Source organism: Mesorhizobium sp. M0227, from assembly GCF_040321855.1.
GTDB lineage: Bacteria > Pseudomonadota > Alphaproteobacteria > Rhizobiales > Rhizobiaceae > Mesorhizobium.
In genome coordinates, this window is record NZ_JAMYSJ010000002.1 from 110,146 (window position 1) to 134,881 (window position 24,736).

A 24,736-nucleotide genomic window follows, 5' to 3' on the forward strand; every position below is an offset into this window, starting at 1 on the left:
ACGAGCTTCAACAATTCTTGACCGCGACCGAGCGCAATTGACCGGAGGCGCTCAAAACCCTAGTTTAGAACTATTCTAAACTAGGGTGAATTCCTCATGCTTTCCCGTGTTTTCGGCTTCGGCCGCCGTCCCTTCGAATCGCTCTCCGAACAGGAGATCCTGGCGCTGGCCATTTCGTCCGAGGAGGATGATGGACGCATCTACCGGGCCTATGCCGATGGCCTGACGGAAAACTTCCCGCAATCGGCAAAAGTGTTCGAGGAGATGGCCGAGGAAGAGGATGGCCATCGCGATGCGCTGATCGAGCTTTTCCGCAAGCGGTTCGGCGAGCGCATACCGCTGATCAGGCGCGAACATGTGAAGGGTTATTACGAGCGCAAGCCCGACTGGCTGGTCCGGCCGCTCGGCATCGAGCACGTGCGCAGCCAAGCCGAGGCGATGGAGCGGCAAGCCTACCTGTTCTATGTCGAGGCGGCCAAGCGCACGGCAGATGCCTCGACGCGAAAACTGCTCGACGATCTGGCGGTGGCCGAACTGGGCCACGAGACTCTGGCGCAGCGGCTGGAGCAGAAACATGTACCGGGCGCCGTCAAGGCCGAGGAGGCCAGCGCCGAGCAGCGCCAGTTCATCCTTACCTATGTGCAACCAGGACTGGCCGGGCTGATGGACGGATCTGTGTCCACTCTGGCGCCGATCTTTGCCGCCGCCTTTGCCACGCATGACACCTGGCAGACGCTGTTGGTCGGGCTTGCCGCTTCGATCGGCGCCGGCATTTCGATGGGCTTCACCGAGGTCGCTTCCGACGACGGCAAGCTGTCGGGCCGCGGCTCGCCGATCAAGCGCGGTTTGACCGTCGGCATCATGACGACGTTGGGCGGTCTCGGACACGCGCTCCCCTATCTCATTCCGAGCTTCTGGACGGCGACGGGTGTCGCTGCAGTGGTGGTGTTCTTCGAACTGTGGGCGATCGCTTTTGTCCAGAACCGCTACATGCAGACGCCCTTCCTGCGTGCCGCCTTCCAGGTGGTGCTGGGCGGCGCCCTGGTGTTCGCGGCCGGCGTGCTGATCGGGAATGCGTAACCGCAAAGCGCCCCCTCACCCAGCCTCCGCTTCGCTCGGCTGACCTCTCCCCGAGGGGAGAGGAGACTACCAGCGCCGGCGCCAACTCTTCTCCCCTGGGGGAGAAGGTGGCCGCGAAGCGGCCGGATGAGGGGGCGACGGCGCGGCGATCGGCTACCACTCACCCATTCACCGCCCGGCTATCCCTAGGCGCCTCGTCCCTCTCCGTCAGCCCATAATCCCTCACCACATGGGCGATGCGCAATCGGTAGCCGGCAAAGATACCGCCACGGCCGGCCTTCTGCGCCTGGCGGTGTTCCTCGGTGTTGCGCCAGGCCTTCACGGCTTCCTCGTCGCGCCAGAATGACAGCGACAGGATCCGGTTCGGATCGGCCAGGCTCTGGAAACGCTCGATCGACAGAAAGCCGTCGATGCCGTCGAGCAGCGGCCGCAGATCGGCGGCGATGCTCAGATATGCATCGCGCCTGCCCGCCGCCGGCTCGACCTCGAAGATGACGGCAATCACGGCAGCACCAGTTTCGCGTGCGGGCCCGAGACGTGCTTCAGGAACATGCGGTCCTCCTTGAGGATGAATCTTTCACGCTTGGCAAACTCGTAGTTTGCCTTGCCGGCGGGATCGGCGGCAAGTCGCGCGCGGTAGGCCTCATAGGCCGCCAGGCTGTCGATGTTGTAGGCGGCATAGGCCGTTGTCGCCGAGCCTTCATGAGGCGCGTAATAACCGATCAAATCGGCGCCGCAGCGTGGAATGGCCTGGCCCCAGTTGCGGGCGTACTCCTCGAAGGCCGCCTTGCCGAACGGGTCGATCTCGTAGCGGATGAAGCAGGTGATGGTCATTGTGGTCTCCTTGGAGTTGCGTCGATAGTTCGGGCGGCATCGAAACGTTGTGTCGTCTGGTCTGCTATGGCTGCCAGAAGGACTTCGCGCATTCGCGGCACACGTCTCGCCGCGTCAGCCCAAGATCGCGCAGCTGATGATCGTCGATCTCGGCAAGGTCGAGGCGCTGCAGATGACGGTCATACCAGCGGGCCAGCAGCCGCGAACGCAACCAGGTGACGAACGGGAACGATTGTCGGCTGGGGAGCGCCGAGGGGAAAGCGGTTCGTGCGGCCATCGTCGTCTCCTTGATCTCACCTGAGAATAGTGGTTATCTGACGAGAACGCTTCGATGAGGAACGAACTATGCGTGAAGGACCCGACATCGCCCGCATCGCCAGCCTGGTCGGCGACCCGGCACGGGCAAACATGCTGAATGCCCTGATGGGCGGCACGGCGCTGACGGCGAGCGAGCTGGCGCTCGAGGCCGGCGTCTCGCTGCCGACCGCCAGCTCGCACCTGGGCAAACTGATGGAAGGCGGGCTGCTCACGGTGGCGAGCCAGGGCCGGCATCGCTATTACGGCCTCGCCGGACCGCAGGTGGCGGGCATGATCGAAGCCATCACAGGCGTCGCGGAAGCCGTCGGTCCAAAGCGTGTGCGCCCGGGTCCGCGCGATGGCGCCATGCGCGTGGCGCGCGTCTGCTACGATCACCTCGCCGGCGAGCAGGCGGTGGCGATGCTCGATCGGCTCGTCGCCAAGAACGTACTGGTCCGCGACGAGCAGGAGATCAGGCTCGGGCCATCGGCGGCTTCGCATTTCGCGGCGATAGGCATCGACGTCTACACCAAGCCGCGACGGCCGGTGTGCCGCGCTTGCCTCGACTGGAGCGTGCGGCGCTCACACCTCGCCGGCACGCTGGGCGCCGCCATCCTCGACAAGATCCTTGCCGAGAAATGGGCGCGCCGCGAGAAGGACAGCCGCGCGGTGATCTTCTCGCCGCCGGGCAAGCAGGCGTTTGAGAGGGTGTTTTTGAGTTGAGGTGTTGGCGCTCGCTCACACCTTCACGAGGCTCCCCCCCGCTTCAACACCTTCCCCCGCCCGAAAAACTCCTTCCACGGATCGGCTTTCGCCAATTGCTTCAGCGTCGTCTTGTCGCCGATCGGGAAAGCGTTCGGCGCCAAGCCGGCCTCGATCTCTGGCCAGCTCACCGGCATCGACACGGTGGCGCCCTTCTTGGCGCGCGACGAATAGGGCGCGACCGTCGTCGAGCCCCTGCCGTTGCGCAGATAGTCGACGAAGATCTTTCCGGTGCGCGCTTTTTTCGACAGCGTCGCCGTGTAGCGGTCGGGGGCACCCTGCTCCAGCGCCCTGGCGAAATCATGGGCGAAGGTTTTGACCTCCTCCCAATCCGCCGCTGGTCTCAGCGGCACCATGACGTGAAAACCCTTGCCGCCCGACGTCTTGACGAAATTCGGCAGCGACAGCTCGTCGAGCTTGCCTCTGATATCGAGTGCAGCCTCGCGCACCGCCTTCACGTCCACACCTTCATCGGGATCGAGATCGAAGATGATCTGGTCGGGCTTTTCGATCTCATCGATCGTGCACCCCCAAATGTGGATCTCGACCACGCCATACTGGACCAGTGCGGCAACACCATCGAAATCCCGGATGTACAGGATCTCCTCGCCGTCACTAGGGTCCTTCATGCGGGCGATCTTGTCGCTCATGCCGGCCGAGGCATGTTTCTGGAAGAAACGCTGGCCGCCGACACCGTCCGGCGCCCGCACCAGGCTGAGCGGCCGGTTGACGACAAACTGTTCCATGCGCGGCCAAACCTGCGCGTAATGGTCGAGCAGGCCCCGCTTTGAGATGTTTTCGTCCGGCCACAGCAGCTTGTCGGGGTGCGAGAGTTTTACCGTGGTCGTCATCGATCTAGCGGCTTTGCCACCCGGTGCCGGCTTGGCCGTGCTCTCGCCTGTCGATGGCTTGCCTGTCGACGCTTTGGGCTTTTCCTGCACGACTTCCTCCGCCGCCTTGTCCTCGCGCAATCCCTGGAACGAGGCGTGGCGTATTATACGGTCCGAGGTCCAGCTGCGAAACTCCACTTCGCCGACAAGCTCGGGCTTGACCCAGACCAGGCCCTTTCCCTTCGGCACGGCGGTTGCGAAGGGCGATGTTTTTGCCGTCAATGCATCGAGTTTTGCCTTCAGCTCATTGGCGCCCTTGCCCGAAAAACCGGTGCCGACGCGGCCGGCATAATGCAGCTTGCCGCCCTCATGGAAGCCGACGAGGATCGAGCGCAATCCGCGCCCGGTCTTGTCCGACGGCAGATAGCCGCCGATGACGAATTCCTGCCGCGCCGTGCATTTCGACTTCACCCAGGTCGGGCCTCGGCCGCTGCGATAGGGGGCATCGGCACGCTTTGAGACGACGCCTTCCAGGCCCATGCGGCAGGCATGCTCCAGCATGATCTTGCCAGGTTCGGAGAAATGGTCGCTGAAGCGGACCGCGGGATTGTCGGACTGTTCGCCGAGCAGCTCCTGCAAGGCCTGCTTGCGCTCGACCAGCGGCTCGCGGCGCAAATCCCTTCCGTCGAGGCGCATCAGGTCGAACACGTAATAGACGAACCGATGCGTCCGCTTCGCCGACAGGTCCTGCTGCAGCAGCGCGAAAGACGAGACGCCGCTGTCGGCGAGCACGACCACCTCGCCATCGATGATGGCGTCGCTGCACTTCAGCCCGGCCAGCTCCGCGACGATCTCGCTGCCGAGTTTCTTTGTCCAGTCGAGGCCGGTCCGGGTCAGCAGCCGCACATCGGTGCCGGCGATCTGCGCCTGCATGCGGTAGCCGTCGAACTTCACCTCATGCAGCCAGTCCTTGCCCGGCGGTGCATCGCGCTCAAGCGTGGCCAGCTGCGGCTCGATGAAGTCGAGGCGTTTGCCGGGTTTCGCTTTGCCGGCGGCCGGCTTGTTGGAATGCCATACTTTCGGCTTCTCACCCTTTGCGGACTTGCCCTCGCCGACCTCCTCGATGGTCAGGCCGGACTTCACCGATTCTGGCGCCTCCTTGAGAATATCCTCGCCAGGACGCGCTGCGGCATCGTCCGACTTGATCAGCAGCCAGTTGTCGCGTTTTTCACCCGCACGCGGCTTCAGTCGCACCAGATGCCATGCCCCATGCAGCTTGTGGCCCTCAAGCTCAAAGCTGATATGGCCCTTCTTCATCGCCTTGGCCGGGTCGATCTCGGGGGTCCAGGTGCCCTCGTCCCAGACGATGACCGAACCGCCGCCATATTCGCCCTTGGGAATGGTGCCCTCGAACGGCGCATAGTCGATCGGGTGGTCCTCGACATGCACGGCGAGCCGCTTCTCATGCGGGTCGAGGCTTGGGCCGCGCGTCACCGCCCAGCTCCATAGCACGCCGTCATGCTCGAGCCGCAGGTCGTAATGCAGCCGCGTCGCGGCATGCTTGTGGATGACGAAGATGCCGCCGGCCTCGCCCTTCTTGGCCAGGGCAACCTTGCCGGCCGGTTCGGCGGTCTTCTTGAAATCGCGCTTGGAATGATATTGTTCGAGGCTGGCCATCCGTTGGGTTCCTCAGGCCGATTTGCGTTTGGGCGCGCTGCCTTTCGGCTTGGCGCGTTTGGCCGCCGGCTTGGCTTTCGCCGAAGAAGGCTTTTTCGATGACCCGGAGTCCGACAGGCTCTTCTTCAGCGCGTCGAACAGATTGACGACATTGGAAGGTTTGGGCGCCGCTTTGGCCTTCGGCGCCCTGTGGCCGGCCTTCTTGGCGCGGATCAGCTCCAGCAGCGCCTCCTCGTATTTGTCGTCGAATTTCGAGGGGTCGAACTTCGTCTTCTTCTTGTCGATGATCAACTCGGCGAGGTCGGTCATCTCCTGATCGGTCTTCACGGACTCGATGTCGCCGAACACGGTTTCCGGTTGGCGCACCGTGTTGTCGTAGCGCAAGGTCGTCAGCACCATCCCTTTGCCGAGCGGCTCGATAACCACCGGCCGTTCGCGTCGGTAGAGCACGATACGCGCCAACCCGGCCATCTTCTTGCCCGCCATCGCATCCCGGATGACGGCGAACGCCTCTTCCGACACCTTGTCGGCCGGGGCGACATAATAGGGCGTATCGAGATAGATCTGCTGGATCGAAGCTTTGTCGACGAAACCGTCCAGCGCCATCGTGTGCGAGGATTCGATCTGTACCGCCTCGATCTCGTCCTCCTCGATATGGATGAAATCGCCATCGTCGAGTTCATAGCCCTTGACCTCCTCATCCTCCTCCAGCGGCTTGCCGGTTTCGGCATCGACATAGAGCCGCTTCACCGTGTTGCCGGTCTTGCGGTTGAGAATGCGAAACGAGACCCGCTCCGTGTGGGTGACGACATTGGTCAGTTCGACGGCACAGGTGACCAGCGATAGCTTCAGATAGCCCTTCCAGGCCGGACGCGGCGCCATGAGCTCTTCCCTTCCAGAACGAGATGAAGGTGAGAACGGACAGACCGCGCTCCAGTTCCGCGCTCACGCGCCGATCTGGATGCCGAGGGCCACCCGTGGCGTTCTGGCCGCCAGCACGGAAATTTCGCGAGCGCGGCAAAAGTTGAAACAGAACCGCGCACGGGCGACATTCAAACGAAACATATGTGATGCAAAAGTCACATTGACCGGAATGCCGACCAACTGCACCGAAAGACCCCGAATCAGCCGCATTCCAGCCACGAAGCGAGGCATTTTCGACCAGATATTAACATCACGTTCACCGACTATTCACGCCTCGACGCTATGATGACCGCAATTCGGAAGGGACATCCGAAATCGGGACAGGGACCAGGGTAATGAACTTCCTCGCGCACCTCATCGGCTATGCCGCCGCAATCCGCGAATTCATCGCGCCGACTTATCGGCCCGAGCGCTATTACATGCGCGGCCCCGGCCCGGCCTGCGCCCGTCGCGGCAACTCGCTGGGCGCGCACTGATCATGGCTTTCGAAAATCGCCACGACAGCCGGATCTGCAGGCCCGCCGCCTCTACCCGCGCCACCACCTATCGCGCCGAGCGTCCCGCTCTCGCCGACAGGCGCCGTGCGACATCGCCACGGCTTTGATACCGACGCTGGCCCGGCTTAGTGTCGTAGGACACGAGCAGCCGAGGCCAGCTTGACCGACCATTCCCAACCCAGTCGACCCAAGTCAAACCGTCCCTCCGGAACAACTCTCGACGCACGCCATCCATTGATCGTTTTCGATGGCGTCTGCGTGCTCTGTTCCGGCTTCGTGCGCATGGTGGTCAGGCTCGACCGCCAAGGCCGTTTCCGCTTCGCCAGCGCGCAGTCGCCCTTCGGTGAAACGCTGTTTCGGAAGCATGGACTGCGCACGGACTCTTACGAAACCAATCTCGTCCTGATCGACGGCGTCGCCTTCACGCGGCTGGACAGCTTCGTCGCCGTCATGGCGGAACTCGGCTGGCCCTGGCGGGCGGCAAAAACACTGCTGCTGCTGCCGCGCCCGCTGCGTGGTTGGCTCTACGATCGCATCGCCAAGAACCGCTACGCCCTGTTCGGCAGGAAGGACAGCTGCGAGATCCCCGCACCCGAGCTGCGGGAACGGTTCCTTGGCTAGAAAACGTGGGGAGCAGCGCGTGAAGCGTCTCATCTAACACCGACGGCTTCTGGCGGCTGCATTGTCCATTTGCGTTGCCAAGGTGGCTGTGATCGCTGCCCACATTGTTCGAAGCCGCCGAGGAAGCCGCTTCCGCGTTCCCGGCGAGATTTCTCATCTGCTCTGAAGGCCGATCACGCATTATCGTGGTTGGCTCGTGCCATCCGGCCCGCACGGCTCCAGCACGATCGGTCCGCCTGCAGCCATGCCCAGTTCCCTGCAGCCCTGAACCGTGCACAGTGTCCAGCCGTCGCCGGTCGCGCCGGAAGCGGCGAGCACAACGCGTCGTTGTGGGTCGATCTCTGGCGCATAGCTCCACCAACCCTCCTTCAGCAGCGCGCCTTCCGGTGGCTCCATGCCGGCGCCCGAGCCCTCGATCCGGGCTTCGACCAACTGCAGGCCGGTAGGCGTGACCTTCCAGTCTTCCTCCCACCGCGTCCGTTCCACCGAATGCGTCCAGGACAGGGTGAAGGCGGCAACGGAGAGCGTCACCGTCTTGCCGGCGGCCAGGATGCACAGGCTCATGCTTTAGCGGCCTGCCGTGAGCGAAAACAGTGCCAGCCGATCCAGGCCAGCGCCAGCACCCAGCCGGCCTCGTCGGTGAGCGGCACCGCAGCGACCAGAAGCACGCCGGCCGCGAAGGCGATGAGCCGTTCCCACAACGCCATGCGGCGGGCGAGAAAGCCGACGGCGGCGGCACCCCACAACACGATGCCCATGCACGCCTTGGCGACGATGTATGCGACCTCGGCGGGATAGCCGAACTGGGCGGCGATTGGCCCGGCGTCCTGCAGCATCAGCGCCGGCGTATAGACCGCCATGAACGGCACGACGAAGCCGGCAATAGCCAGCTTGGTCGCCTGGATGCCGATCTTGAGGCCGCTTTCCCTAGCCATCGGTGCGGCGGCAAACGCGGCCAGCGCCACGGGCGGCGTCAAATCGGCCATGATGCCGAAATAGAACACGAACATGTGGCTGACCAGCAGCGGCACGCCGAGTTCCAGCAGCGCCGGCCCGGCCAGCGACGAGGTGATGATGTAGTTGGGGATGGTCGGGATGCCCATGCCGAGCACCAGGCAGGTGACCATGGTCAACACCAGCGACAGGAACAGATTGTCCTGGCCGATCGAGATGATCCAGCCGATGAAGGTCGAGGCGATGCCGGTGAGCGTCAGCGTGCCGATGACGATGCCGACGATGGCGCAGGCAATGCCGACCGGCAGCGCGTTCTTGGCGCCTTCGGCAAGCGAGTCGACGCAGATTTGCAACGTCTCGCGGCCGCCCTTGAACGTGAAGCAGGCAACGACCAGTGCGGCGATCACCAGGCCGAGGAGGTTGACGCCGAACTTCATGAACGAGGCGGCGGCAAGCCCGAGCGCGATCCAGAAGACGATGCGGAAGGCGAGCGGTCCGATCGCCGCCGCCAGCGGCGTGCCGAGGATGAGCACGATGGTCAGCGCCAGGCCCATCGTGCCGGCGAAGATCGGCGTGTAGCCGGCCAACAGCAGATAGATCAGCGCTGCCAGCGGCAGCACCAGCGGCCAGTGTTGCCGCACCGCGTCCCACGGGTTGGGCAGCTCGGCCTTGGCCATGCCGTGCAGGCCGGCCTTGCCGGCTTCCAGATGCACCTGCCAGAAGCAGGCGCCGAAATAGAGCAGCGCCGGGATGATCGCCGCCTTGACCACTTCGGCATAAGGCACGTTCAGCGTCTCGGCCATGATGAAGGCGACCGCGCCCATCACCGGCGGCATGATCTGGCCGCCCATCGAGGAGGTCGCCTCGACGGCGCCGGCAAAGGCCGAGCGGAAGCCGAAGCGCTTCATCAGCGGGATGGTGAACTGGCCGCTGGCCACCACATTGGCGACGCCCGAGCCGGAAATGGTGCCCATCAGCGCCGACGACAGCACGCAGACCTGCGCCGGGCCGCCGCGCCATGTGCCGACAAGGCCCAGCGCGAAATCGTTGAACAGCGCGATCATGCCGGCACGTTCGAGGAAGGCGGCAAAGACGACGAAGATGAAGATGTAGGCGGCCGAGACATAGATCGGCGTGCCGTAGATGCCTTCGGTGCCGTAGGCGAAGGTGTCGACCAGCTGGGCGAAATCATAGCCGCGATGGATGAGCGGCGGCGGCAGATGGTTGCCGAAAAAGCAGTAAGCGAGAAAGATGAAGGCGATGACCGCCAGCGGCAGGCCCATCAGCCGCCGCGCCGCCTCGAAGACCAGCACCACCAGCACAGCGCCGACGATCAGGTCCGGCGTGGTCAGGAAGCCGGAGCGCCGGATGAGGTCGGTGTAGAACACCCAATTGTAGAGGCCGGTGCCGAAACCGAGCACGCCGAGCGTCCAGAACGCGGCTTTGGCCGGCATGCTTTTGGCGCGCAGATTGGCGATCAGGCCGAAGCCGAGCAGCAGCAGGAAGCCGACATGCATGGCCCGCACCACCTGGCTCGGAATGCTGCCATAGGCGGCGACATAGATCTGGAACACGGAAAAGGCGACAGCGATGAGAAAAGCGGCCTTGCCTGCAAGGCCGTCGCCGAAGCCCGGCGGCAGCCCTTCAACCTGCTCTTCGACGACAGGAAGATGGAAGGTGGCGGATTTGCCGTCGGGTATTGTTCCAGACGTTGCTTCGCTCATCCGACGGTCTCCAAAAGGAGCGAAGTGTAGTGCGTGGCGCCCTCCTCTGCCCTGCCGGGCATCTCCCCCTCAAGGGAGGAGATCAGCAGCGTTGGTGTCTGCGCACGTCCTGCAACGTTAGCGATTGGCGAAGGGTGTGGTGACGTCCAATCTCCCCCCTTGAGGGGGAGATGCCCGGCAGGGCAGAGGGGGGCGCCTGGCGAAGACATGTCAGGTTGCCACGCGTCTTACTTCAACAGCCCCTTCTCCTTGTAATAACGCTCGGCACCGGGGTGCAGCGGCACCGGCATGCCGTCGAGCGCCTTGGCCGGGTCGATCGCCTTGGCAGCGGCATGCGCCGCGGCAAGCTGGTCGAGATGCTCGAACAAAAGCTTGGTCATCTGGTAGGCGGTTTCGTCGGAGACATCGGCGCGGGTGATGAGGAAATTGCCGACGGCGGCGGTCGCGACATCCTCGCTCTGGCCCTCATAGGTGCCCTTGGGAATGACCACCGAAAGATAGGGCGAGCCGATTTTGGCGACATCCTCGGCCGGCACCGCCACGACATTGATCGGCACCGAGGTGGCGAGGTCGCGGATCGAGGCGACGCCGAGCCCGGCCGATTGCAGCGTGGCGTCGAGCTGCCGGTTTTTGATCAGTTCGACCGATTCGGCGAAGGGCAGGTATTCGACCCGGCCGAGATCCTCATATTTCAGCCCGGCGGCGGCGAAGATGGCGCGGGCGTTGAGCTCGGTGCCGGAGGCAGGCGCGCCGACCGACAGGCTCTTGCCCTTGAGGTCGGCCAGCGTCTTGATGCCGGACTCCTGGCTGGCGACGATCTGGATATAATTGGGATAGATGGCGGCGATGCCGCGCAATTTATCGAGCTTGCCGGGGAAACCGGCCTCGGCATTGCCTTCGGCGGCCAGCTTGACGGAATCGCCCAGCGCAAACGCAATCTCGCCCTTGCCCTGCTGCAACAGATTGAGGTTTTCGACCGAAGCCTTTGTCGCCTGTACCTGGGTGCGTGCGCCTTCGATGCCCTTGCCGTAGATTTCCGACAGCGCCACGCCGAGCGGATAATAGACGCCGGATGTGCCGCCGGTCAGCACATTGATGAATTCCTGCGCCCTGGCTGAGATGGTGCCCAGGCCAAGCGAGAGCGCCACGGCGCCGGCTGCAACGAATTTCGTTTTGAAATTGAACATCGGATCTCCTCCCTGAAAATATCGACGACCGCACCGCCTCCTAGATGCGAACCGGGGCGAGTTTAGACAGCGAGCCGCAAATGCCAACCCGCAATTGCGCTCGTTAGACGAACGGTTGAGGGATCAGGAAACAGATGGCGGCTTGCACAAAAAGCCATCGGGGCCGAAAGTTTTTTGAGCAGCCTGTCGAAATCGGCCACTGCCGCGCGACATACGTCCGGCCTCGCAAGGACGCGGCCTTCGCAAAACGGGAGAAGACCATGCGATACATGATTTTGATCAATAGCGACGAAGCCGCATTGGCGAACACGCCGATCGAGAAGGCCCAGCAGATGAGCGCGGCCTATGGCGCCTATACCGAAGCGTTGAAGAAATCCGGTGCGTGGCTGGCTGGCGAAAGGCTGCGCCCGACCCAGGCCACCACCTCGGTGCGGATCGCTGACGGCAAGACCAACGTGATCGACGGCCCCTATGCCGACACCAAGGAGCAGCTTGCCGGCTTCTACATGATCGAGGCGGCTGACATCGATACAGCCATCGAATGGGCGGCACGCTGTCCGGCAGCCAGCACCGGCACGGTCGAATTGCGGCCGATCTGGGAAATGGCCGACTACATGCCCAAGAAATGACGGTGATGGACAGTCGCCCGGACATCGCCCGGGCGGCCGCCGCGGCGGCCGCGCGGCAGAGCTACGGCAAGCTGGTCGCCTGGCTCGCGGCCCGCACGCGCGACGTGGCCGCCGCCGAGGACGCGCTGGCCGATGCCTTTGCCGCCGCCCTCGAGCGCTGGCCGCGAACCGGCGTGCCGGAAAAGCCGGAAGCCTGGCTGCTGGCGGTGGCGCGGCGGCGCCGCGTCGATGCGGTGCGGCGGCGGCTCACCAGCGAGGCCGGCCGCGAGCATCTCAAGCTGATTGCGCAGGAGGCGGAGGCACGCATGACCGAGGAAGATCTGCCCGACGATCGGCTGCGGCTGATGTTCGCTTGCGCCCATCCGGCGATCGAATCGAGCGTACGCTCGCCACTTATCCTGCAGACGGTGCTGGGGTTCGACGCCGCGACGATCGCCTCCGCCTTCCTGGTCTCGCCCGCAACCATGGGCCAGCGCCTGGTGCGGGCCAAGTCCCGCATCCGTGAAACCGGCATTCCGTTCCGCGTGCCGGAGCGGGCCGAACTCGGGGAACGGCTGGATGCGGTGCTGGAAGCGATCTACGCCGCCTTCGCCGAAGGCTGGACCGACCCGGCGGGCACCGAAACGCGGCGCCGCAACCTGGCGACCGAAGGCATCTGGCTCGGCCGGCTGGTGGCTTCGCTGTTGCCGGAGGAGCCGGAGGCACTGGGCCTCTTGTCGCTGATGCTGTTTGCTGAGTCCCGCCGCGCCGCACGGCGCAGTGCCGAAGGCGACTTCGTGCCGCTGGCGGAACAGGATTGCCTTCTATGGGACCGCGCCCTCATCGATGAGGCGGAGGCGCTGCTTTCCCACGCCGCGTCCAAGGGCGTCATCGGCCGTTACCAGCTTGAGGCGGCCGTGCAGTCCGCGCATGCGGCACGAAGGTTCACCGGCCGCACCGACTGGGTGGCGATCCAGGAACTCTACGACGCGCTGCTTTCGATCGCAGGATCGCCGGTGGTGGCGATAAACCGCGCGGTGGCGATCGCCGAGGCCGAGGGCGCAGTGGCCGGATTGGCGGCCCTTTACGTGCTGGGCGACGACAAGCGGCTTGACGAGTACCAGCCCTATTGGGCCGCACGCGCCGGTCTCCTGGCCAGGCTTGGTCAGGTACCGCAAGCCTGCGAAGCCTACGACCGGGCGATCGGCCTCGAGCGAGACCCGGCGGTGCGCCGGTTCCTGCAGGGAAAACGGGCGGTGCTCAGAAATTGAGCTTCAGCCCGGCCACATCTCGTGCGAGGTGTTGAGCGTCTTCATCAGCGGATGGTCGCGCAGCCGCGCCCACAGGCGTTCGATGTTCGGCCATGCCGTCCGCGCGCTGTCGATGTCGGGATGCCAGGCCACCAGCATGACCAGATAGATGTCGGCCAGCGACATCCGGTCACCGACCAGCCAGTCACGGCCCTCGAGCGCGGCATCGAGAACGGCAAAGCCGCGGTCCATCTCGGCCACGGCCGCCAGCTTGACCGCCTTGGTGCCTTCGGGATCGGCCGTGTAGCGGTATGCGTAGTAGAAACGCAGCACTGCCGAATAGAGAACAGACGACATAAAGGCCATCCAGCGCAGGAAATCCGCGCGGGCAGGCGCTTCTGCTCCCGGCGCCAAATTGGCGTCGGGGTGGCGCTCGGCAAGCACAATGCAGATCGCTGCCGATTCGGTCATCGAGCTTCCGTCCGGCAGGGTCAGCACCGGCACCTGGTTCAACGGACTGATGTCGAGGAAGGCGGGATCGGGCCGGTCGGTCTTCGGCACGTCGATCTGCTCAAATGGTACATTGGCCAGCGCCAGCGCCGCCTCCACCACGAAGCCGCCGCTGCCGGGACGGGTATAAAGCTTGTACATGAAATTCTCCCCCGGCCCGCGCAAAGCAGGCCGGGGGAAATATGAACCGGAAGCGGTGTGGCGCTCAAGCCGCCCATGGCGGCCACGGGCGTTTTTTCAGCGGGCCAGCTTGGTCACGAAGAAGCGTCGGATTACGATCCCAGCCCCTCGAACAGGATTGTCGACAGGTAACGCTCGGCGAAGGACGGGATGACCACCACAAGATTTTTGCCCTTGTTCTCCGGCCGCGAGCCGACGACGATGGCCGCCTGCAGGGCGGCGCCCGAAGAGATGCCGACCGGCACGCCTTCGAGGCGGGCGACGAGGCGGGCATTGGCGACCGAATCCTCGTTCGACACCTTGACGATCTCGTCATAGATCGTCGTGTCGAGGATTTTGGGCGCAAAGCCGGCGCCGATGCCCTGGATCTTGTGCGGGCCGGGCTGGCCGCCCGACAGAACCGGCGAGGAGTCCGGCTCGACGGCGACGACATGCACGGAGGGCTTGCGCTTCTTCAGCACCTGGCCGACGCCGGTGATGGTGCCGCCGGTGCCGATGCCGGCGACGAAGATATCGACCTCGCCATGCGTATCGTTCCAGATTTCCTCGGCCGTCGTCGTGCGGTGGATTTCCGGATTGGCCGGGTTCTCGAACTGCTGCGGGATGATCGCGTTGGGGATCGTCGCTGCCAGTTCGTCGGCCTTGGCGATGGCGCCCTTCATACCTTTCGGGCCTTCTGTCAGCACTAGCTCCGCGCCGAGCAGCGCCAGCATTTTCCGGCGCTCGATCGACATCGTTTCGGGCATCGTCAGGATCAGCTTGTAGCCCTTGGCGGCAGCGGCGAAGGCAAGCGCGATGCCGGTGTTGCCCGACGTCGGTTCGATCAGCGTGGTCTTGCCGGGAGAAATCTTGCCTGACGCCTCCAGCGCCTCGATCATCGCCACGCCGATGCGGTCCTTGACCGAGGCGATCGGATTGAAGAATTCGAGCTTGGCGATGAGATTGGCGACGATGCCCTTTTCCCGAGCGAACTTGTCGAGCCGCACCAGAGGCGTATCGCCGATCGTGTCGGTGATGGAATCGTAGACGCGGCCGCGGCCGGGCACGCGGGCTGATGTGGTGGGCTTGTTCATTGGTTTCGCTCCCAGAATTTCAGGCAAGTGGATTTGCGGGCAACATAGGACCTTCGACCGCGCAAGATAGACTGTCGATTGAAAATATCCGAGTGAGACCTGTGTCTAAAACAGTGCCGTCTCGGAAAAGCATTTCCCGCAAAGGCCTGTTTGCGAAATGCTTTGGCCGAAAGCCCGCTATTGGCGGGCGGCAATCGCTGCAGCGGCACCGACCATGAAGCCGGCAGCCGTACGGTTCAGCGCCTTGAGCGCGCGCGGCGACTTCAGGAACCAGCGCGCCTTGGCGGCCAGCGCCAGATACGGCACCAGCACCACCAGAAGCACGACGATCGTCAGCGCGACGAGAATGCCGTAGTCGGCCAGCGTGATGGTTTTCAGGTCGACGATGGTCGGCGTGATGGCGAGATAGAAGATCATCGTCTTCGGATTGCCGAGCGTGAGGGTCAGGCCGGCGGCAAAGCTCGACAGCAAGCCGCCCTTGCCTTTTCTGGCCTCGACGGTCTCGGGCGTGATGCCGCTGTTCCAGAAGCGCCAGCCGAGGAAGGCGAGATAGGCGACGCCGAGCCATTTGATAGCGAGGAAAACCATGCCGAAACTCTGGGCGACGAAGGCGAGGCCAAGCACCACGGCGGTCAGATAGGTGATGTCGCCAACCATCAGGCCAAAAGACATCGCCAGCGACGAGCGGAAGCCGGAGCCGAGCGCACGGGCGACCAGCGCGGTGATGCCGGGACCAGGAATCGCGGCGGCGATGCCGAGAGCGGCGCTGTAGGCGAGGAATCCGGTGAGGGTCATGGTTGCGGCCTTGCGCGACGCTGCTATCACGGCATCCTATCGCACAAAGTCCGGCGGGCGTGAATTCCCTGAAACTCGGATTCGATTGCACCACGCCTGTGCGAACTGCGCTCAGGAACGACCGTCGCCATGGGTGACACGCCAGATGGTGCCGTTGCCGTCCTCGGTGACGATCAGCGCGCCATCCAGGGCCACCGCCACGCCGACCGGCCGCCCCCAGACCTCACCGTTCGAGACGACGAAGCCGGTGATGAAATCCTCATATTCGCCGGTTGGCTTGCCGTCCTTGAACAGCAACCGCACCACCTTGTAGCCGGTCCGGTTGCCGCGGTTCCATGACCCGTGCAGAGCGACGAAAGCATCGCCCTTGTATTCGGCCGGAAAGCTCTTCCCATCGTAGAAGGCGATGTTGAGCGGCGCCGAATGCGCCTGCATCAGCACATCGGGAACGGTCGTTTTGCCGGCAAGATCGGGGCGCTCACCCTTGTGGCGCGGATCCTCATTGTCGCCGATATAATACCACGGCCAGCCATAGAAGGCGCCGTCCTTGACCACGGTCGCGTATTCGGGCGGCACATTGTCGCCAAGCGCATCCCGTTCGTTGACGACGCACCACAGCGCGCCGGTCGCCGGCTGCACGGTCATGCCCGAGCAGTTGCGCAGGCCGGTGGCAAAGATGCGGCCGCTCTTGCCATCGGGATCGAAGGCCAGCACATCGGCGCGGCCATCTTCGGATCCCCATGGCGCGCCGAGCGCCTGCGACGCCGCCCAGGCGTCGAGTCCGCCCTTCGGCTCCTGGCCCATGTCCTCGGCGACATTCGATCCCGAGCCGACCGACAGATAAAGCGTCTTGCCGTCCGGCGAAAAAGCGATGTCGCGGGTCCAGTGGTGATTGGCCGGGATGTTGTCGACGATGGTTTCTGGATCGCCGGAGGCCTTCAGGTCGCCATTGCGGTAGGCAAAACGCACGATGCTGTCGCTATTGGCGACATAGACCCATTGCGGGTCAGCGCCTGGCGGATAGAAGGCAATACCATAGGGCTGGTTGAGATTGCCGGCAAAGATGCCGTCCTGCGCAGGCTTCGCACTGCCTTCGGCCAGACGGTAGATGCGGACTTGGTTGGCCTCGCTGTCGGCGACGAACAGGTCGCCATTCGGCGCGACGCGCACGACGCGTGGATTGTCGATGCCCGATGCAACCAGCTCGGCCGAGAACCCCGGCGGCAGTTGCAGCTTCGCGTCTGCCGGCATGTCCGCAACGCCGGCGCTGTTCGAGGTCGACCGGGTGGCATAGGGCTTAGGCAGATCGTCCGGTCTGATCAGGCGGCGTGTGCCCGGCTTGTCCGCTCGCCAGTCGCCGAATGCGGCCGCGCCTTTGAGCACCGGATCGTCCGCCTGCTGGGCGAATGAAGCGGTCGAGAGAAACAGTGCGGCGGAAATTGCGGGGCCGGCAAAACGCATCATTCGGTCCTCCAATGTTTGGGCGTGAGAACAGGAACGAGCGGTCTCGTCGATCGTTCCACGGCACACGATGAGGTGGAGGAAGCTTCCGGTTTCCCGGCTCAGGTCCCGGCGGCGTAAAAATCGTCGTCGAGGCGTTTTTCCAACTCGACGAGGTCAGCCGGCAGCGGCAATCCCATGGCGCGCATTTCCTGCAGTTTTTCACGCAACTGCTCCTGGATCTCCGGCTGGTTGACCATCTCTTCCAGCAGCAGGCTGATCCGGGCCTTGAATTCTTCGAGCGCCATCATCGTCTCCTCGGTTGGATCAGCTCAGCGCAGCATGCGGGAAATCAGCTGCGCCGTATAGTCGACCATTGGGACGATGCGCGCGTAGTTCAGCCGGGTCGGGCCGATGACGCCGAGCGCGCCGACGACGCGGGCATCCTTGTCGCGATAGGGCGCGACAACCAGCGACGAGCCCGACAGCGAAAACAGCTTGTTTTCCGAGCCGATGAAGATGCGCACGCCCGATCCCTCTTCGGCGAGGTCAAGCAACTGGATAAGCCCGTCCTGCGTCTCCATGTCCTCGAACAAATGGCGCAGCAGTTCGATGTCGGCCTGGGCGGTGACGTTTTCGAGCAGATTGGCGCGCCCGCGCACGATGAGCCGTGCCGGCAGGCCACTGTCGGCGCCGGCCCACACCGCCAGCCCCTTCTCGACCAGGTCCTGCGACAGCGTGTCGAGCGCGGCCCTGGTCTCTTCCTTGATGCGGGCGATCTCGATCCGCGCCTCGGCAAGCGTTCGGCCGCGTATATGGGCGTTGAGGAAATTTGAGGCCTCGTGCAGTTGCGAGACGGTGATGCCGGCAGGCAGCTCGACGACGCGGTTCTCGACGTCGCCATTCTGCGACACCAGCACCGCCAGCGCCTTGGTCGGTTCGAGTTGGATGAATTCGATGTGCTTCAGCGCCACCTCGTTCTTGGCGGCCAGAACCAGGCCGGCGCCGCGCGACATGCCCGACAGCATCTGGCTGGCCTCGGTCAGCATGTGCTCCAGCGTCGCGCCCGAGCCGGACGCCCGAACCTGTGCCTCGATGGCGCGGCGCTCCTCGTCGGAAAGGTCGCCAAGCTCCATGAAGGCATCGACAAAGAAACGCAGGCCGGCCTGCGTCGGCAACCGGCCGGCCGAGATGTGCGGCGCGTAGATCAGGCCGAGATGCTCGAGATCGCTCATCACGTTGCGGATGGTCGCCGGCGACAGCGAGGACGGCAGGATACGCGACAGGCTGCGCGAGCCCACCGGTTCACCGTCCCTGAGGTAGGAATCGACAATGCGCCGGAAGATGTCGCGGGAACGCATATCGAGCGACTGAAGCGCGGGCGACTGCGAAGCGGGATCGACTGCCTTGGTCATACGGCCAAAAACCTCCGGCCCAACGATATAGACTTACACTGCACCCGCGCAACCCGGTGTCTTTGTGAGATCACCCGGTGTCTGTGTGAGATCACCCGGTGTCTGCGTCAGATCGTCAGGCCATTTTCCTTTGCGCCACGCGTCCCATGCGGTTACAAGCCGGCCAAGATTCCGAAAAATGACAAGAAAGCAGCCTGAATGCGCCCTTCCAAACGCCAATTCGACGAAATGCGTGCCATCTCCTTCGAGCGCGGCGTCTCCAAGCATGCCGAAGGCTCGTGCCTGGTGAAGTTCGGCGACACGCATGTCCTGTGCACGGCCAGCCTTGAGGAAAAAGTGCCTGGCTGGATGCGCAATTCCGGCAAGGGCTGGGTGACGGCCGAATACGGCATGCTGCCGCGCTCGACCGGCGAGCGCATGCGCCGCGAGGCTTCGGCCGGCAAGCAGGGCGGCCGCACGCTGGAAATCCAGCGGCTGATCGGCCGCTCCCTGCGCGCCGTGGTCGATTTGCAGGCGCTGGGCGAGCAGCAGATCACCGTCGACTGCGACGTCATCCAGGCCGATGGCGGCACCCGCACCGCATCGATCACCGGCGGCTGGGTGGCGCTGTATGACTGCCTGCGCTGGATGGAAGCGCGCCAGATGGCCAGCGTCGCCAAGGTGCTGAAGGACCATGTCGCTGCGATCTCCTGCGGCATCCATGACGGTCAGCCGGTTATCGACCTCGACTATATCGAGGATTCCGCGGCCGGCACCGACGCCAATTTCGTCATGACCGGCAAGGGTGGCATCGTCGAGATCCAAGGCACCGCCGAGGGCGAGCCTTTCTCCGAAGAGCAGTTCGCGGACTTGATGGGCCTGGCCAAGAAAGGCATCCAGCGGTTGGTGAGTTTGCAGCAGATGGCAGTGGCTTAGGATTAAATGCCGAGCTTGAACACCCCCCTCTGCCCTGCCGGGCATCTCCCCCGCAAGGGGGGAGATCGGATGTCGTTTCGGGCTTCGCTAATCTCTAACGTTGCAAAGGGCGCGGCGATGCGGAGGCTGCCAATCTCCCCCCTTGCGGGGGAGATGCCCGGCAGGGCAGAGGGGGGTGCCTCGTGATGCCCTCTGCCATCCTTGAATCAGCTCTCTACGTCAGCGACCTGACCGCAGCGGAAACCTTCTACACCGACATCCTCGGCCTCCCCCTCCTCGGCAAGGTGGCCGGCCGGCATCTCTTCTTCCGCTGCGGCCCCGGCGTGCTGCTCGTCTTCAACGCCGAGGCGACCAAAATCCCGCCGGCGTCCGACGCCAGGCTGCCGGTGCCGCCGCACGGCACGGTCGGGGAAGGCCATCTCTGCTTTGCGGCGACCGCCGACGAAATCGTGCGCTGGAAAGCGCATCTCGAGGCGAAGCACATCGCTATCGAGAGCGAATTCGAATGGCCGCAGGGCGGCCGTTCGATCTATATACGCGACCCCTCGGGCAATTCGATCGAATTCGCCGAGCCACGAATCTGGGGCCTTTGATGCATTCTCTCGACGGAAAGAAGATCGTCGTCGCTAGCCATAATGACGGCAAGCTGCGCGAATTCGCCGAGCTGATGGGGCCGTTCGGCTTCGAAGCCAAGTCGGCCAAGGAGTATGGCCTGCCGGAGCCTGACGAGACCGGCACCACCTTCGAGGAGAACGCCTACATCAAGGCGCTCGCCGCCGCCAAGGCGACCGGCCTGCCGGCGCTGTCGGACGATTCCGGCCTGTGCGTCGACGCGCTCGACGGCGCGCCCGGCGTCTACACCGCCAACTGGGCCGAAACCCCGGATGGATCGCGCGATTTCGGCATGGCCATGCAGCGCACCGAAGTGGCGTTGCAGGAAGTCGGCGCGGCCTTGCCGCAACAGCGCAAGGGACGCTTCGTCGCCGTCATCTGCCTGGCGTTTCCCGACGGCGAGGCGGAATATTATCGCGGCGAGGCCGAAGGCACGCTGGTCTGGCCGCCGCGCGGCGAACTCGGCTTCGGCTACGACCCGGTCTTCCTCCCCGACGGCTTCGACAAGACTTTTGGTGAGATGACGGCCGAGGAAAAGCACGGCTGGAAGCCCGGCCAGCCGACGGCGCTGTCGCATCGCGCTCGCGCCTTCCAGAAGTTCGCCAAGGCGAGATTGGGCTCGGCATGAGCATGCTGCTCGACCGGACGCCCGGTTTCGGCGTCTATGTCCACTGGCCGTTCTGCGCGGCCAAATGCCCCTATTGCGACTTCAACAGCCATGTCCGCCACCAGCCGGTCGACCAGGAGCGCTTTGCCAGCGCCTTCGAGGCCGAGCTGGCGACGATGCGCGAACGCACCGGGCCGCGCGAGGTGACCAGCATTTTTCTCGGCGGCGGCACGCCGTCGCTGATGAAGCCGGAAACGGTGGCCAGGGTTCTGGACGCCGTGGCGAAGAACTGGACTGTGCCTGACGGCATCGAGGTGACGCTGGAGGCCAATCCGTCCTCGGTCGAGGCCGAACGCTTTCGCGGCTACCGGGCAGCCGGCGTCAACCGCGTGTCGCTCGGCGTGCAGGCGCTGGATGACAAGGATTTGCGCTTCCTCGGGCGGCTGCACAATGTCGAGGAAGCGCTGCACGCCATCGGCCTCGCGCGGGAAATATTCCCAAGGCTGTCCTTCGACCTGATCTATGCCCGGCCCGGCCAGACGCCGGAGGCTTGGGCATCGGAGCTGGAACAGGCGATCGGCCATGCCGCCGACCATCTGTCGCTTTACCAGCTGACCATCGAGGAAGGCACGCCCTTCCACGCCCTGCACGCGGCAAAGAAATTCATCATTCCCGACAATGACCACGCCGCTGACCTCTATGCGCTGACGCAGGAGATTACATCGGCGCATGGTTTGCCGGCTTACGAGATCTCCAACCACGCAAGGCCGGGCGCCGAGAGCCGGCACAACCTCACCTATTGGCGCTATGGCGAATATGTCGGCGTCGGGCCGGGCGCGCATGGCCGCTTCGTCGAAAATGGTCGCCGCACGGTGACGATCGCCGAGCGGATGCCGGAAACCTGGGCCAATCTGGTCGAGGCCAAGGGCCATGGCGTCACCGGCGGCGAAATCCTGACGCGTTCGGAAGAGGCCGACGAATTCCTGCTGATGGGCCTGCGGCTCGCCGAAGGCATCGACCTCTCCCGCTACGAAGCGTTCTCCGGACGCGGCCTGTCGAGCTCGCGGCTGTCGATGCTGCAGGGAGAGGGGCTGGTGGCGCCGATCGGCAATTCGCGCCTGCGCGCCACGCCGGCCGGTATGATCGTGCTCGACGCCGTGGTCGCCGATCTGGCGCGCTAACCCTTTGAAGAACGTCCTCTTTGTCTGCAGCCAGAATCGCTTGCGCAGCCCCACCGCCGAACAGGTGTTTTCAACGCGCCGGGATATCGAGGTGGCCTCGGCGGGGACAAACCACGATGCGGACACGCCGCTGACGCATGAACTCGTCGCCCGAGCCGATATTATCTTTGTCATGGAAAAGGCGCACCGCACCAAGCTGCAGAAAAAATTCAAGGCCAGCCTGAAGAAGGCCCGTGTGATCTGCCTCGATATACCTGATAACTATGAATTCATGGACCTGGAGCTGATTGGCCTTCTGAAGGCACGCGTTTCACGGTATCTCGGTTAAGACGCCATCCGCAAAGGCCACCGGCATGAACCTGACCGTATCCTCCTGGCAATTCTGGGCATTGCTGTCGGCTGCCTTCGCGGCCTTGACGGCGATCTTCGCCAAAGTCGGCATCGAGAACATCAATTCCGATTTCGCCACCTTCATCCGCACGGTCATCATACTGATCGTGCTCGGTGCGATCCTGCTTGCCAGCGGCCAATTCCAGTCGCCGGCCACGATCTCGGGAAAGACTTGGGCTTTTCTCGGCCTGTCCGGTCTGGCCACCGGCGCGTCATGGCTCTGCTACTTCCGCGCGCTCAAGATCGGCAATGCGGCGCAGGTGGCGCCGATCGACAAGCTAAGCGTCGTGCTTGTGGCGGTGTTTGGCGCGGCCTTTCTCGGCGAGCGGTTGTCCGGAGCGAATTGGCTTGGCGTCGCCCTTATCGCGGCGGGCGCGGTGCTGGTCGCCTATCGAGGCTAGTTGCGCGCCGTTGCGGGCATTCTTTGTTTCAAGACGGGTGATGAAGATGTCGAAGCGATTGGGCATCGTCCGGTCAGTGCTCCGTCGTGCTGTCTGGTTTGTTGCTGTCGGGATGCCTGCCCTTCGTCGGCGAGGTGCTCGCGGTCCGCTCTTTGGTCAGGCTGTTCTCGGTCTTGGCAGGCAGGCGCTTGGCCGTGGGCGCGGCACCGCGCTTGCGGCCGGCATAGTAAGGCTCGAAAGCGTCCTGTATCTTCAGGCTGTCCATCCTGTCCTCCTCCGGAATCAGGGGGCTAATCTGCCAACGCCGGTTTGGTTCCCCACTGTGGCAAAGGAAAGGCGAATTCCTTACATCGGCGTCAGCTTTTGCAAGCCCGCGTCAGCCGTGCCAAACAGGGCTGAATGGAGAAGTCATCGGTGACCGCAGAGACGAGCAAGCGCAGCTATGTGGTCGGGCAGACCGAGATCGCGGCACGGCCATTGGAGCCGGCGCTCTATCTGGTGGCGACGCCGATCGGCAATCTCGCCGACATCACGCTGCGCGCGCTGGAGACGCTGGCCGCGGCCGACATCGTCGCCTGCGAAGACACGCGGGTGTCGCGCGTGCTGCTCGAGCGCTACGGCATTCGCCGCCGCACCACGGCCTATCATGAACACAATGCCGGCGAGGCCGGGCCGAAGCTGATATCGGCACTTCAGGCCGGGCAGAGCGTGGCGCTGATCTCCGATGCCGGCACGCCGCTGGTATCCGATCCCGGCTACCGGCTGGTCGGCGAGGCGCTCGACCACGGCATTCGCGTCGTGCCGATCCCCGGCCCGTCGGCGCCGCTTGCGGCACTGACGGCATCCGGCCTGCCCTCCGATGCCTTCCTGTTCGCCGGCTTCCTGCCGGTCAAATCAGGGCAGCGGCTGACACGGCTGGAAGCACTGAAGGCCGTGCCGGCGACATTGATTTTCTTTGAATCGCCGCGCCGGCTGGCTGACTCCCTGGCTGCCATGGTCGAAGCGCTCGGCGGCGAGCGCAAGGCCGCTATCGGCAGGGAATTGACCAAGACCTTCGAAGAGATGCGAACCGGCACGCTGCAGGCGCTGGCCGACCACTATGCTGCGGCCGATACGCCGAAAGGCGAAATCGTCGTCTGCGTCGGTCCGGCCGAGGCCAGGGTCGACGAGCCTGAAGACATCGACCGTCTGCTTCTGTCGCTTGCCGCCGAAATGCCCGCTTCCAAGGCGGCCGCGGAAGCCGCGAAGATGACCGGCGGCCAGAAACAGGCCCTCTATCGGCGGCTGCTTGACCTCAGGGAGACTTCTGGAGAAAGCGACAGTGGCTGAGCGCCCAAGCGTCAGCCGCCAAAAGGCCTATCGACGCGGTCATCGCGGCGAATGGCTGGCGGCGGCAGCACTGATGATGAAGGGCTACAGAATCCTTGCGCGCCGCCACCGCACACGCTTCGGCGAGATCGACCTGATCGCGCGGCGCGGCGATCTGGTGCTGTTCGTCGAGGTCAAGGCGCGCCGCACGCTGATGGAAGCCATGGAGGCGATCGGTCACGAATCGGAGCGTCGCATAGAAGGCGCGGCTGACATCTGGCTGTCACGCCAAGCGGACTACGGCAGATTGTCGATGCGCTTCGACATGGTCGCGGTGCTGCCCTGGCGCTGGCCGGTGCATGTCGAGAACGCGTTTTATGGGAGGAGTTAGAGGGGGCAGCCCTCCTTCATTCGTCATCCACGGGCGGAGCAGGAGCGAAGCTCCGTCGCGGAGACCCGAGGATCCATGCCGCGACCTCTAAGCGCCTCTACGGTGCAGGAATTGGGAGACTTTTCGCCGGATTTGGCGAGCTTGGCGATGGCTATTCTCGATCGCCGAACCCTCCGATCGACGTCACGGCATGGATCCTCGGGTCTGCGCTGCGTCGCTACGCTCCTTGCTCCGCCCGTGGATGACGAAGCGTAGGGTCCGCTTCGCGGATCA

The 24,736-nt window shown here is 64.2% G+C and carries 30 protein-coding genes; 14 read left to right on the top strand and 16 right to left on the bottom strand.

Annotation, left to right across the window (positions count from 1 at the left end; translation table 11 throughout):
* Positions 1 to 96 precede the first annotated feature (96 nt).
* A complete protein-coding gene (gene mbfA / locus NKJ00_RS04110; RefSeq protein ID WP_352554346.1) occupies positions 97 to 1,080 on the top strand; it encodes an iron exporter MbfA in 984 nt (327 codons plus the stop codon).
* A gap of 160 nt (positions 1,081 to 1,240) precedes the next feature.
* On the opposite strand, the gene NKJ00_RS04115 is transcribed toward mbfA, so the two are convergent.
* The 3 genes from NKJ00_RS04115 to NKJ00_RS04125 all read right to left on the bottom strand — a co-directional run bounded on the left by NKJ00_RS04115 (position 1,241) and on the right by NKJ00_RS04125 (position 2,191).
* Positions 1,241 to 1,585, bottom strand: coding sequence for an antibiotic biosynthesis monooxygenase family protein (locus NKJ00_RS04115; protein ID WP_352628857.1), 345 nt, complete (start codon positions 1,583 to 1,585; stop codon positions 1,241 to 1,243).
* The gene (locus NKJ00_RS04120; protein ID WP_127261220.1) at positions 1,582 to 1,914 is read right to left on the bottom strand and encodes an NIPSNAP family protein; all 333 of its coding nucleotides are present in this window, start codon (positions 1,912 to 1,914) and stop codon (positions 1,582 to 1,584) included. Before NKJ00_RS04120 ends, NKJ00_RS04115 begins: the two co-directional genes overlap by 4 nt.
* A 64-nt stretch (positions 1,915 to 1,978) precedes the next feature.
* The gene (locus tag NKJ00_RS04125) at positions 1,979 to 2,191 is read right to left on the bottom strand and encodes a DUF1127 domain-containing protein (protein ID WP_352628858.1); all 213 of its coding nucleotides are present in this window, start codon (positions 2,189 to 2,191) and stop codon (positions 1,979 to 1,981) included.
* Between the two features lie 68 nt (positions 2,192 to 2,259).
* Here NKJ00_RS04125 and NKJ00_RS04130 point away from each other — a divergent pair, with 68 nt between their 5' ends.
* The gene (locus NKJ00_RS04130) at positions 2,260 to 2,934 is read left to right on the top strand and encodes an ArsR/SmtB family transcription factor (protein ID WP_352613449.1); all 675 of its coding nucleotides are present in this window, start codon (positions 2,260 to 2,262) and stop codon (positions 2,932 to 2,934) included.
* A gap of 23 nt (positions 2,935 to 2,957) precedes the next feature.
* On the opposite strand, the gene ligD is transcribed toward NKJ00_RS04130, so the two are convergent.
* The 3 genes from ligD to NKJ00_RS04145 all read right to left on the bottom strand — a co-directional run bounded on the left by ligD (position 2,958) and on the right by NKJ00_RS04145 (position 6,590).
* The gene (ligD, locus tag NKJ00_RS04135; RefSeq protein WP_352613447.1) at positions 2,958 to 5,480 is read right to left on the bottom strand and encodes a DNA ligase D; all 2,523 of its coding nucleotides are present in this window, start codon (positions 5,478 to 5,480) and stop codon (positions 2,958 to 2,960) included.
* Positions 5,481 to 5,492: 12 nt separating this feature from the next.
* Positions 5,493 to 6,362: a non-homologous end joining protein Ku gene (gene ku, locus NKJ00_RS04140; protein WP_128305295.1), complete on the bottom strand. Its 870-nt coding sequence runs from the start codon at positions 6,360 to 6,362 to the stop codon at positions 5,493 to 5,495.
* 63 nt (positions 6,363 to 6,425) lie between these two features.
* Positions 6,426 to 6,590 (bottom strand): hypothetical protein, encoded by a 165-nt coding sequence (locus NKJ00_RS04145; RefSeq protein WP_164893053.1) that lies wholly within the window; start codon positions 6,588 to 6,590, stop codon positions 6,426 to 6,428.
* A gap of 149 nt (positions 6,591 to 6,739) precedes the next feature.
* Between NKJ00_RS04145 and NKJ00_RS04150 the strand changes: the two genes are divergently transcribed.
* Both NKJ00_RS04150 and NKJ00_RS04155 read left to right on the top strand, forming a co-directional pair.
* The gene (locus NKJ00_RS04150; RefSeq protein ID WP_023813501.1) at positions 6,740 to 6,880 is read left to right on the top strand and encodes a hypothetical protein; all 141 of its coding nucleotides are present in this window, start codon (positions 6,740 to 6,742) and stop codon (positions 6,878 to 6,880) included.
* Between the two features lie 180 nt (positions 6,881 to 7,060).
* Positions 7,061 to 7,522: a thiol-disulfide oxidoreductase DCC family protein gene (locus tag NKJ00_RS04155; protein WP_502895849.1), complete on the top strand. Its 462-nt coding sequence runs from the start codon at positions 7,061 to 7,063 to the stop codon at positions 7,520 to 7,522.
* 180 nt (positions 7,523 to 7,702) lie between these two features.
* On the opposite strand, the gene NKJ00_RS04160 is transcribed toward NKJ00_RS04155, so the two are convergent.
* The 3 genes from NKJ00_RS04160 to NKJ00_RS04170 form a co-directional block, all read right to left on the bottom strand.
* Positions 7,703 to 8,086, bottom strand: coding sequence for a DUF1850 domain-containing protein (locus NKJ00_RS04160; RefSeq protein ID WP_352628860.1), 384 nt, complete (start codon positions 8,084 to 8,086; stop codon positions 7,703 to 7,705).
* On the bottom strand, positions 8,083 to 10,200 hold the full coding sequence (locus tag NKJ00_RS04165) for a TRAP transporter permease (protein ID WP_352613441.1): 2,118 nt from the start codon (positions 10,198 to 10,200) through the stop codon (positions 8,083 to 8,085). The genes NKJ00_RS04160 and NKJ00_RS04165 overlap by 4 nt, the downstream gene beginning before the upstream one ends.
* A gap of 227 nt (positions 10,201 to 10,427) precedes the next feature.
* Positions 10,428 to 11,387 (bottom strand): TAXI family TRAP transporter solute-binding subunit, encoded by a 960-nt coding sequence (locus NKJ00_RS04170; protein ID WP_352613439.1) that lies wholly within the window; start codon positions 11,385 to 11,387, stop codon positions 10,428 to 10,430.
* Between the two features lie 260 nt (positions 11,388 to 11,647).
* Between NKJ00_RS04170 and NKJ00_RS04175 the strand changes: the two genes are divergently transcribed.
* Both NKJ00_RS04175 and NKJ00_RS04180 read left to right on the top strand, forming a co-directional pair.
* The gene (locus NKJ00_RS04175; protein ID WP_031213674.1) at positions 11,648 to 12,016 is read left to right on the top strand and encodes a YciI family protein; all 369 of its coding nucleotides are present in this window, start codon (positions 11,648 to 11,650) and stop codon (positions 12,014 to 12,016) included.
* A gap of 5 nt (positions 12,017 to 12,021) precedes the next feature.
* On the top strand, positions 12,022 to 13,266 hold the full coding sequence (locus tag NKJ00_RS04180) for an RNA polymerase sigma factor (protein ID WP_352628863.1): 1,245 nt from the start codon (positions 12,022 to 12,024) through the stop codon (positions 13,264 to 13,266).
* Positions 13,267 to 13,269: 3 nt separating this feature from the next.
* Here NKJ00_RS04180 and NKJ00_RS04185 read toward each other — a convergent pair whose 3' ends face one another.
* The 6 genes from NKJ00_RS04185 to hrcA all read right to left on the bottom strand — a co-directional run bounded on the left by NKJ00_RS04185 (position 13,270) and on the right by hrcA (position 18,658).
* A complete protein-coding gene (locus NKJ00_RS04185; protein WP_352613477.1) occupies positions 13,270 to 13,896 on the bottom strand; it encodes a glutathione S-transferase family protein in 627 nt (208 codons plus the stop codon).
* Positions 13,897 to 14,027: 131 nt separating this feature from the next.
* On the bottom strand, positions 14,028 to 15,008 hold the full coding sequence (gene cysK, locus NKJ00_RS04190; RefSeq protein WP_352613479.1) for a cysteine synthase A: 981 nt from the start codon (positions 15,006 to 15,008) through the stop codon (positions 14,028 to 14,030).
* Positions 15,009 to 15,185: 177 nt separating this feature from the next.
* Positions 15,186 to 15,803 carry a LysE family translocator gene (locus NKJ00_RS04195; RefSeq protein WP_352613481.1) on the bottom strand — a complete coding sequence of 206 codons (618 nt, stop codon included), beginning with the start codon at positions 15,801 to 15,803 and terminating at the stop codon, positions 15,186 to 15,188.
* 111 nt (positions 15,804 to 15,914) lie between these two features.
* Positions 15,915 to 17,267: a PQQ-dependent sugar dehydrogenase gene (locus tag NKJ00_RS04200; RefSeq protein ID WP_352613483.1), complete on the bottom strand. Its 1,353-nt coding sequence runs from the start codon at positions 17,265 to 17,267 to the stop codon at positions 15,915 to 15,917.
* Between the two features lie 98 nt (positions 17,268 to 17,365).
* Entirely contained in the window at positions 17,366 to 17,551 is a 186-nt protein-coding gene (locus NKJ00_RS04205) for a hypothetical protein (protein WP_352628865.1), read from the bottom strand.
* Positions 17,552 to 17,575: 24 nt separating this feature from the next.
* Entirely contained in the window at positions 17,576 to 18,658 is a 1,083-nt protein-coding gene (gene hrcA / locus NKJ00_RS04210; RefSeq protein WP_027040272.1) for a heat-inducible transcriptional repressor HrcA, read from the bottom strand.
* A 198-nt stretch (positions 18,659 to 18,856) separates the two neighbouring features.
* On the opposite strand from hrcA, the gene rph reads away from it, so the two are divergent.
* From rph to NKJ00_RS04240, 6 genes are all read left to right on the top strand, one after another.
* Positions 18,857 to 19,573: a ribonuclease PH gene (gene rph / locus NKJ00_RS04215; protein ID WP_013528632.1), complete on the top strand. Its 717-nt coding sequence runs from the start codon at positions 18,857 to 18,859 to the stop codon at positions 19,571 to 19,573.
* Positions 19,574 to 19,755: 182 nt separating this feature from the next.
* Positions 19,756 to 20,166, top strand: coding sequence for a VOC family protein (locus tag NKJ00_RS04220; RefSeq protein WP_352628867.1), 411 nt, complete (start codon positions 19,756 to 19,758; stop codon positions 20,164 to 20,166).
* On the top strand, positions 20,166 to 20,813 hold the full coding sequence (gene rdgB / locus NKJ00_RS04225) for an RdgB/HAM1 family non-canonical purine NTP pyrophosphatase (RefSeq protein ID WP_352628869.1): 648 nt from the start codon (positions 20,166 to 20,168) through the stop codon (positions 20,811 to 20,813). Before NKJ00_RS04220 ends, rdgB begins: the two co-directional genes overlap by 1 nt.
* Positions 20,810 to 21,973 carry a radical SAM family heme chaperone HemW gene (gene hemW / locus NKJ00_RS04230; protein WP_352628871.1) on the top strand — a complete coding sequence of 388 codons (1,164 nt, stop codon included), beginning with the start codon at positions 20,810 to 20,812 and terminating at the stop codon, positions 21,971 to 21,973. The genes rdgB and hemW overlap by 4 nt, the downstream gene beginning before the upstream one ends.
* Before the next feature lie 4 nt (positions 21,974 to 21,977).
* Positions 21,978 to 22,301 carry a low molecular weight protein tyrosine phosphatase family protein gene (locus NKJ00_RS04235; RefSeq protein ID WP_352628873.1) on the top strand — a complete coding sequence of 108 codons (324 nt, stop codon included), beginning with the start codon at positions 21,978 to 21,980 and terminating at the stop codon, positions 22,299 to 22,301.
* A 25-nt stretch (positions 22,302 to 22,326) separates the two neighbouring features.
* Positions 22,327 to 22,764, top strand: coding sequence for an EamA family transporter (locus tag NKJ00_RS04240; RefSeq protein ID WP_127297006.1), 438 nt, complete (start codon positions 22,327 to 22,329; stop codon positions 22,762 to 22,764).
* A gap of 73 nt (positions 22,765 to 22,837) precedes the next feature.
* Here the strand turns inward: NKJ00_RS04240 and NKJ00_RS04245 are convergent, their stop codons facing one another.
* Positions 22,838 to 23,029 carry a hypothetical protein gene (locus tag NKJ00_RS04245; RefSeq protein ID WP_352628875.1) on the bottom strand — a complete coding sequence of 64 codons (192 nt, stop codon included), beginning with the start codon at positions 23,027 to 23,029 and terminating at the stop codon, positions 22,838 to 22,840.
* A gap of 134 nt (positions 23,030 to 23,163) precedes the next feature.
* Here NKJ00_RS04245 and rsmI point away from each other — a divergent pair, with 134 nt between their 5' ends.
* Together rsmI and NKJ00_RS04255 are read left to right on the top strand one after the other, a co-directional pair.
* Positions 23,164 to 24,093 carry a 16S rRNA (cytidine(1402)-2'-O)-methyltransferase gene (gene rsmI / locus NKJ00_RS04250; protein ID WP_352628877.1) on the top strand — a complete coding sequence of 310 codons (930 nt, stop codon included), beginning with the start codon at positions 23,164 to 23,166 and terminating at the stop codon, positions 24,091 to 24,093.
* Entirely contained in the window at positions 24,086 to 24,463 is a 378-nt protein-coding gene (locus tag NKJ00_RS04255) for a YraN family protein (protein ID WP_127269758.1), read from the top strand. Before rsmI ends, NKJ00_RS04255 begins: the two co-directional genes overlap by 8 nt.
* The last annotated feature ends 273 nt before the right edge of the window (positions 24,464 to 24,736 follow it).

Bases quoted from the DNA above. Each gene is read 5' to 3' on its own strand.
- mbfA (WP_352554346.1), top strand. From the start codon at position 97: ATGCTTTCCCGTGTTTTCGGCTTCGGCCGCCGTCCCTTCGAATCGCTC.
- NKJ00_RS04120 (WP_127261220.1), bottom strand. From the start codon at position 1,914: ATGACCATCACCTGCTTCATCCGCTACGAGATCGACCCGTTCGGCAAG.
- NKJ00_RS04125 (WP_352628858.1), bottom strand. From the start codon at position 2,191: ATGGCCGCACGAACCGCTTTCCCCTCGGCGCTCCCCAGCCGACAATCG.
- NKJ00_RS04130 (WP_352613449.1), top strand. From the start codon at position 2,260: ATGCGTGAAGGACCCGACATCGCCCGCATCGCCAGCCTGGTCGGCGAC.
- ligD (WP_352613447.1), bottom strand. From the start codon at position 5,480: ATGGCCAGCCTCGAACAATATCATTCCAAGCGCGATTTCAAGAAGACC.
- ku (WP_128305295.1), bottom strand. From the start codon at position 6,362: ATGGCGCCGCGTCCGGCCTGGAAGGGCTATCTGAAGCTATCGCTGGTC.
- NKJ00_RS04150 (WP_023813501.1), top strand. From the start codon at position 6,740: ATGAACTTCCTCGCGCACCTCATCGGCTATGCCGCCGCAATCCGCGAA.
- NKJ00_RS04160 (WP_352628860.1), bottom strand. From the start codon at position 8,086: ATGAGCCTGTGCATCCTGGCCGCCGGCAAGACGGTGACGCTCTCCGTT.
- NKJ00_RS04165 (WP_352613441.1), bottom strand. From the start codon at position 10,200: ATGAGCGAAGCAACGTCTGGAACAATACCCGACGGCAAATCCGCCACC.
- NKJ00_RS04170 (WP_352613439.1), bottom strand. From the start codon at position 11,387: ATGTTCAATTTCAAAACGAAATTCGTTGCAGCCGGCGCCGTGGCGCTC.
- NKJ00_RS04175 (WP_031213674.1), top strand. From the start codon at position 11,648: ATGCGATACATGATTTTGATCAATAGCGACGAAGCCGCATTGGCGAAC.
- NKJ00_RS04180 (WP_352628863.1), top strand. From the start codon at position 12,022: ATGGACAGTCGCCCGGACATCGCCCGGGCGGCCGCCGCGGCGGCCGCG.
- NKJ00_RS04185 (WP_352613477.1), bottom strand. From the start codon at position 13,896: ATGTACAAGCTTTATACCCGTCCCGGCAGCGGCGGCTTCGTGGTGGAG.
- cysK (WP_352613479.1), bottom strand. From the start codon at position 15,008: ATGAACAAGCCCACCACATCAGCCCGCGTGCCCGGCCGCGGCCGCGTC.
- NKJ00_RS04195 (WP_352613481.1), bottom strand. From the start codon at position 15,803: ATGACCCTCACCGGATTCCTCGCCTACAGCGCCGCTCTCGGCATCGCC.
- NKJ00_RS04200 (WP_352613483.1), bottom strand. From the start codon at position 17,267: ATGATGCGTTTTGCCGGCCCCGCAATTTCCGCCGCACTGTTTCTCTCG.
- NKJ00_RS04205 (WP_352628865.1), bottom strand. From the start codon at position 17,551: ATGGCGCTCGAAGAATTCAAGGCCCGGATCAGCCTGCTGCTGGAAGAG.
- hrcA (WP_027040272.1), bottom strand. From the start codon at position 18,658: ATGACCAAGGCAGTCGATCCCGCTTCGCAGTCGCCCGCGCTTCAGTCG.
- rph (WP_013528632.1), top strand. From the start codon at position 18,857: ATGCGCCCTTCCAAACGCCAATTCGACGAAATGCGTGCCATCTCCTTC.
- rdgB (WP_352628869.1), top strand. From the start codon at position 20,166: ATGCATTCTCTCGACGGAAAGAAGATCGTCGTCGCTAGCCATAATGAC.
- hemW (WP_352628871.1), top strand. From the start codon at position 20,810: ATGAGCATGCTGCTCGACCGGACGCCCGGTTTCGGCGTCTATGTCCAC.
- NKJ00_RS04240 (WP_127297006.1), top strand. From the start codon at position 22,327: ATGAACCTGACCGTATCCTCCTGGCAATTCTGGGCATTGCTGTCGGCT.
- NKJ00_RS04245 (WP_352628875.1), bottom strand. From the start codon at position 23,029: ATGGACAGCCTGAAGATACAGGACGCTTTCGAGCCTTACTATGCCGGC.
- rsmI (WP_352628877.1), top strand. From the start codon at position 23,164: ATGGAGAAGTCATCGGTGACCGCAGAGACGAGCAAGCGCAGCTATGTG.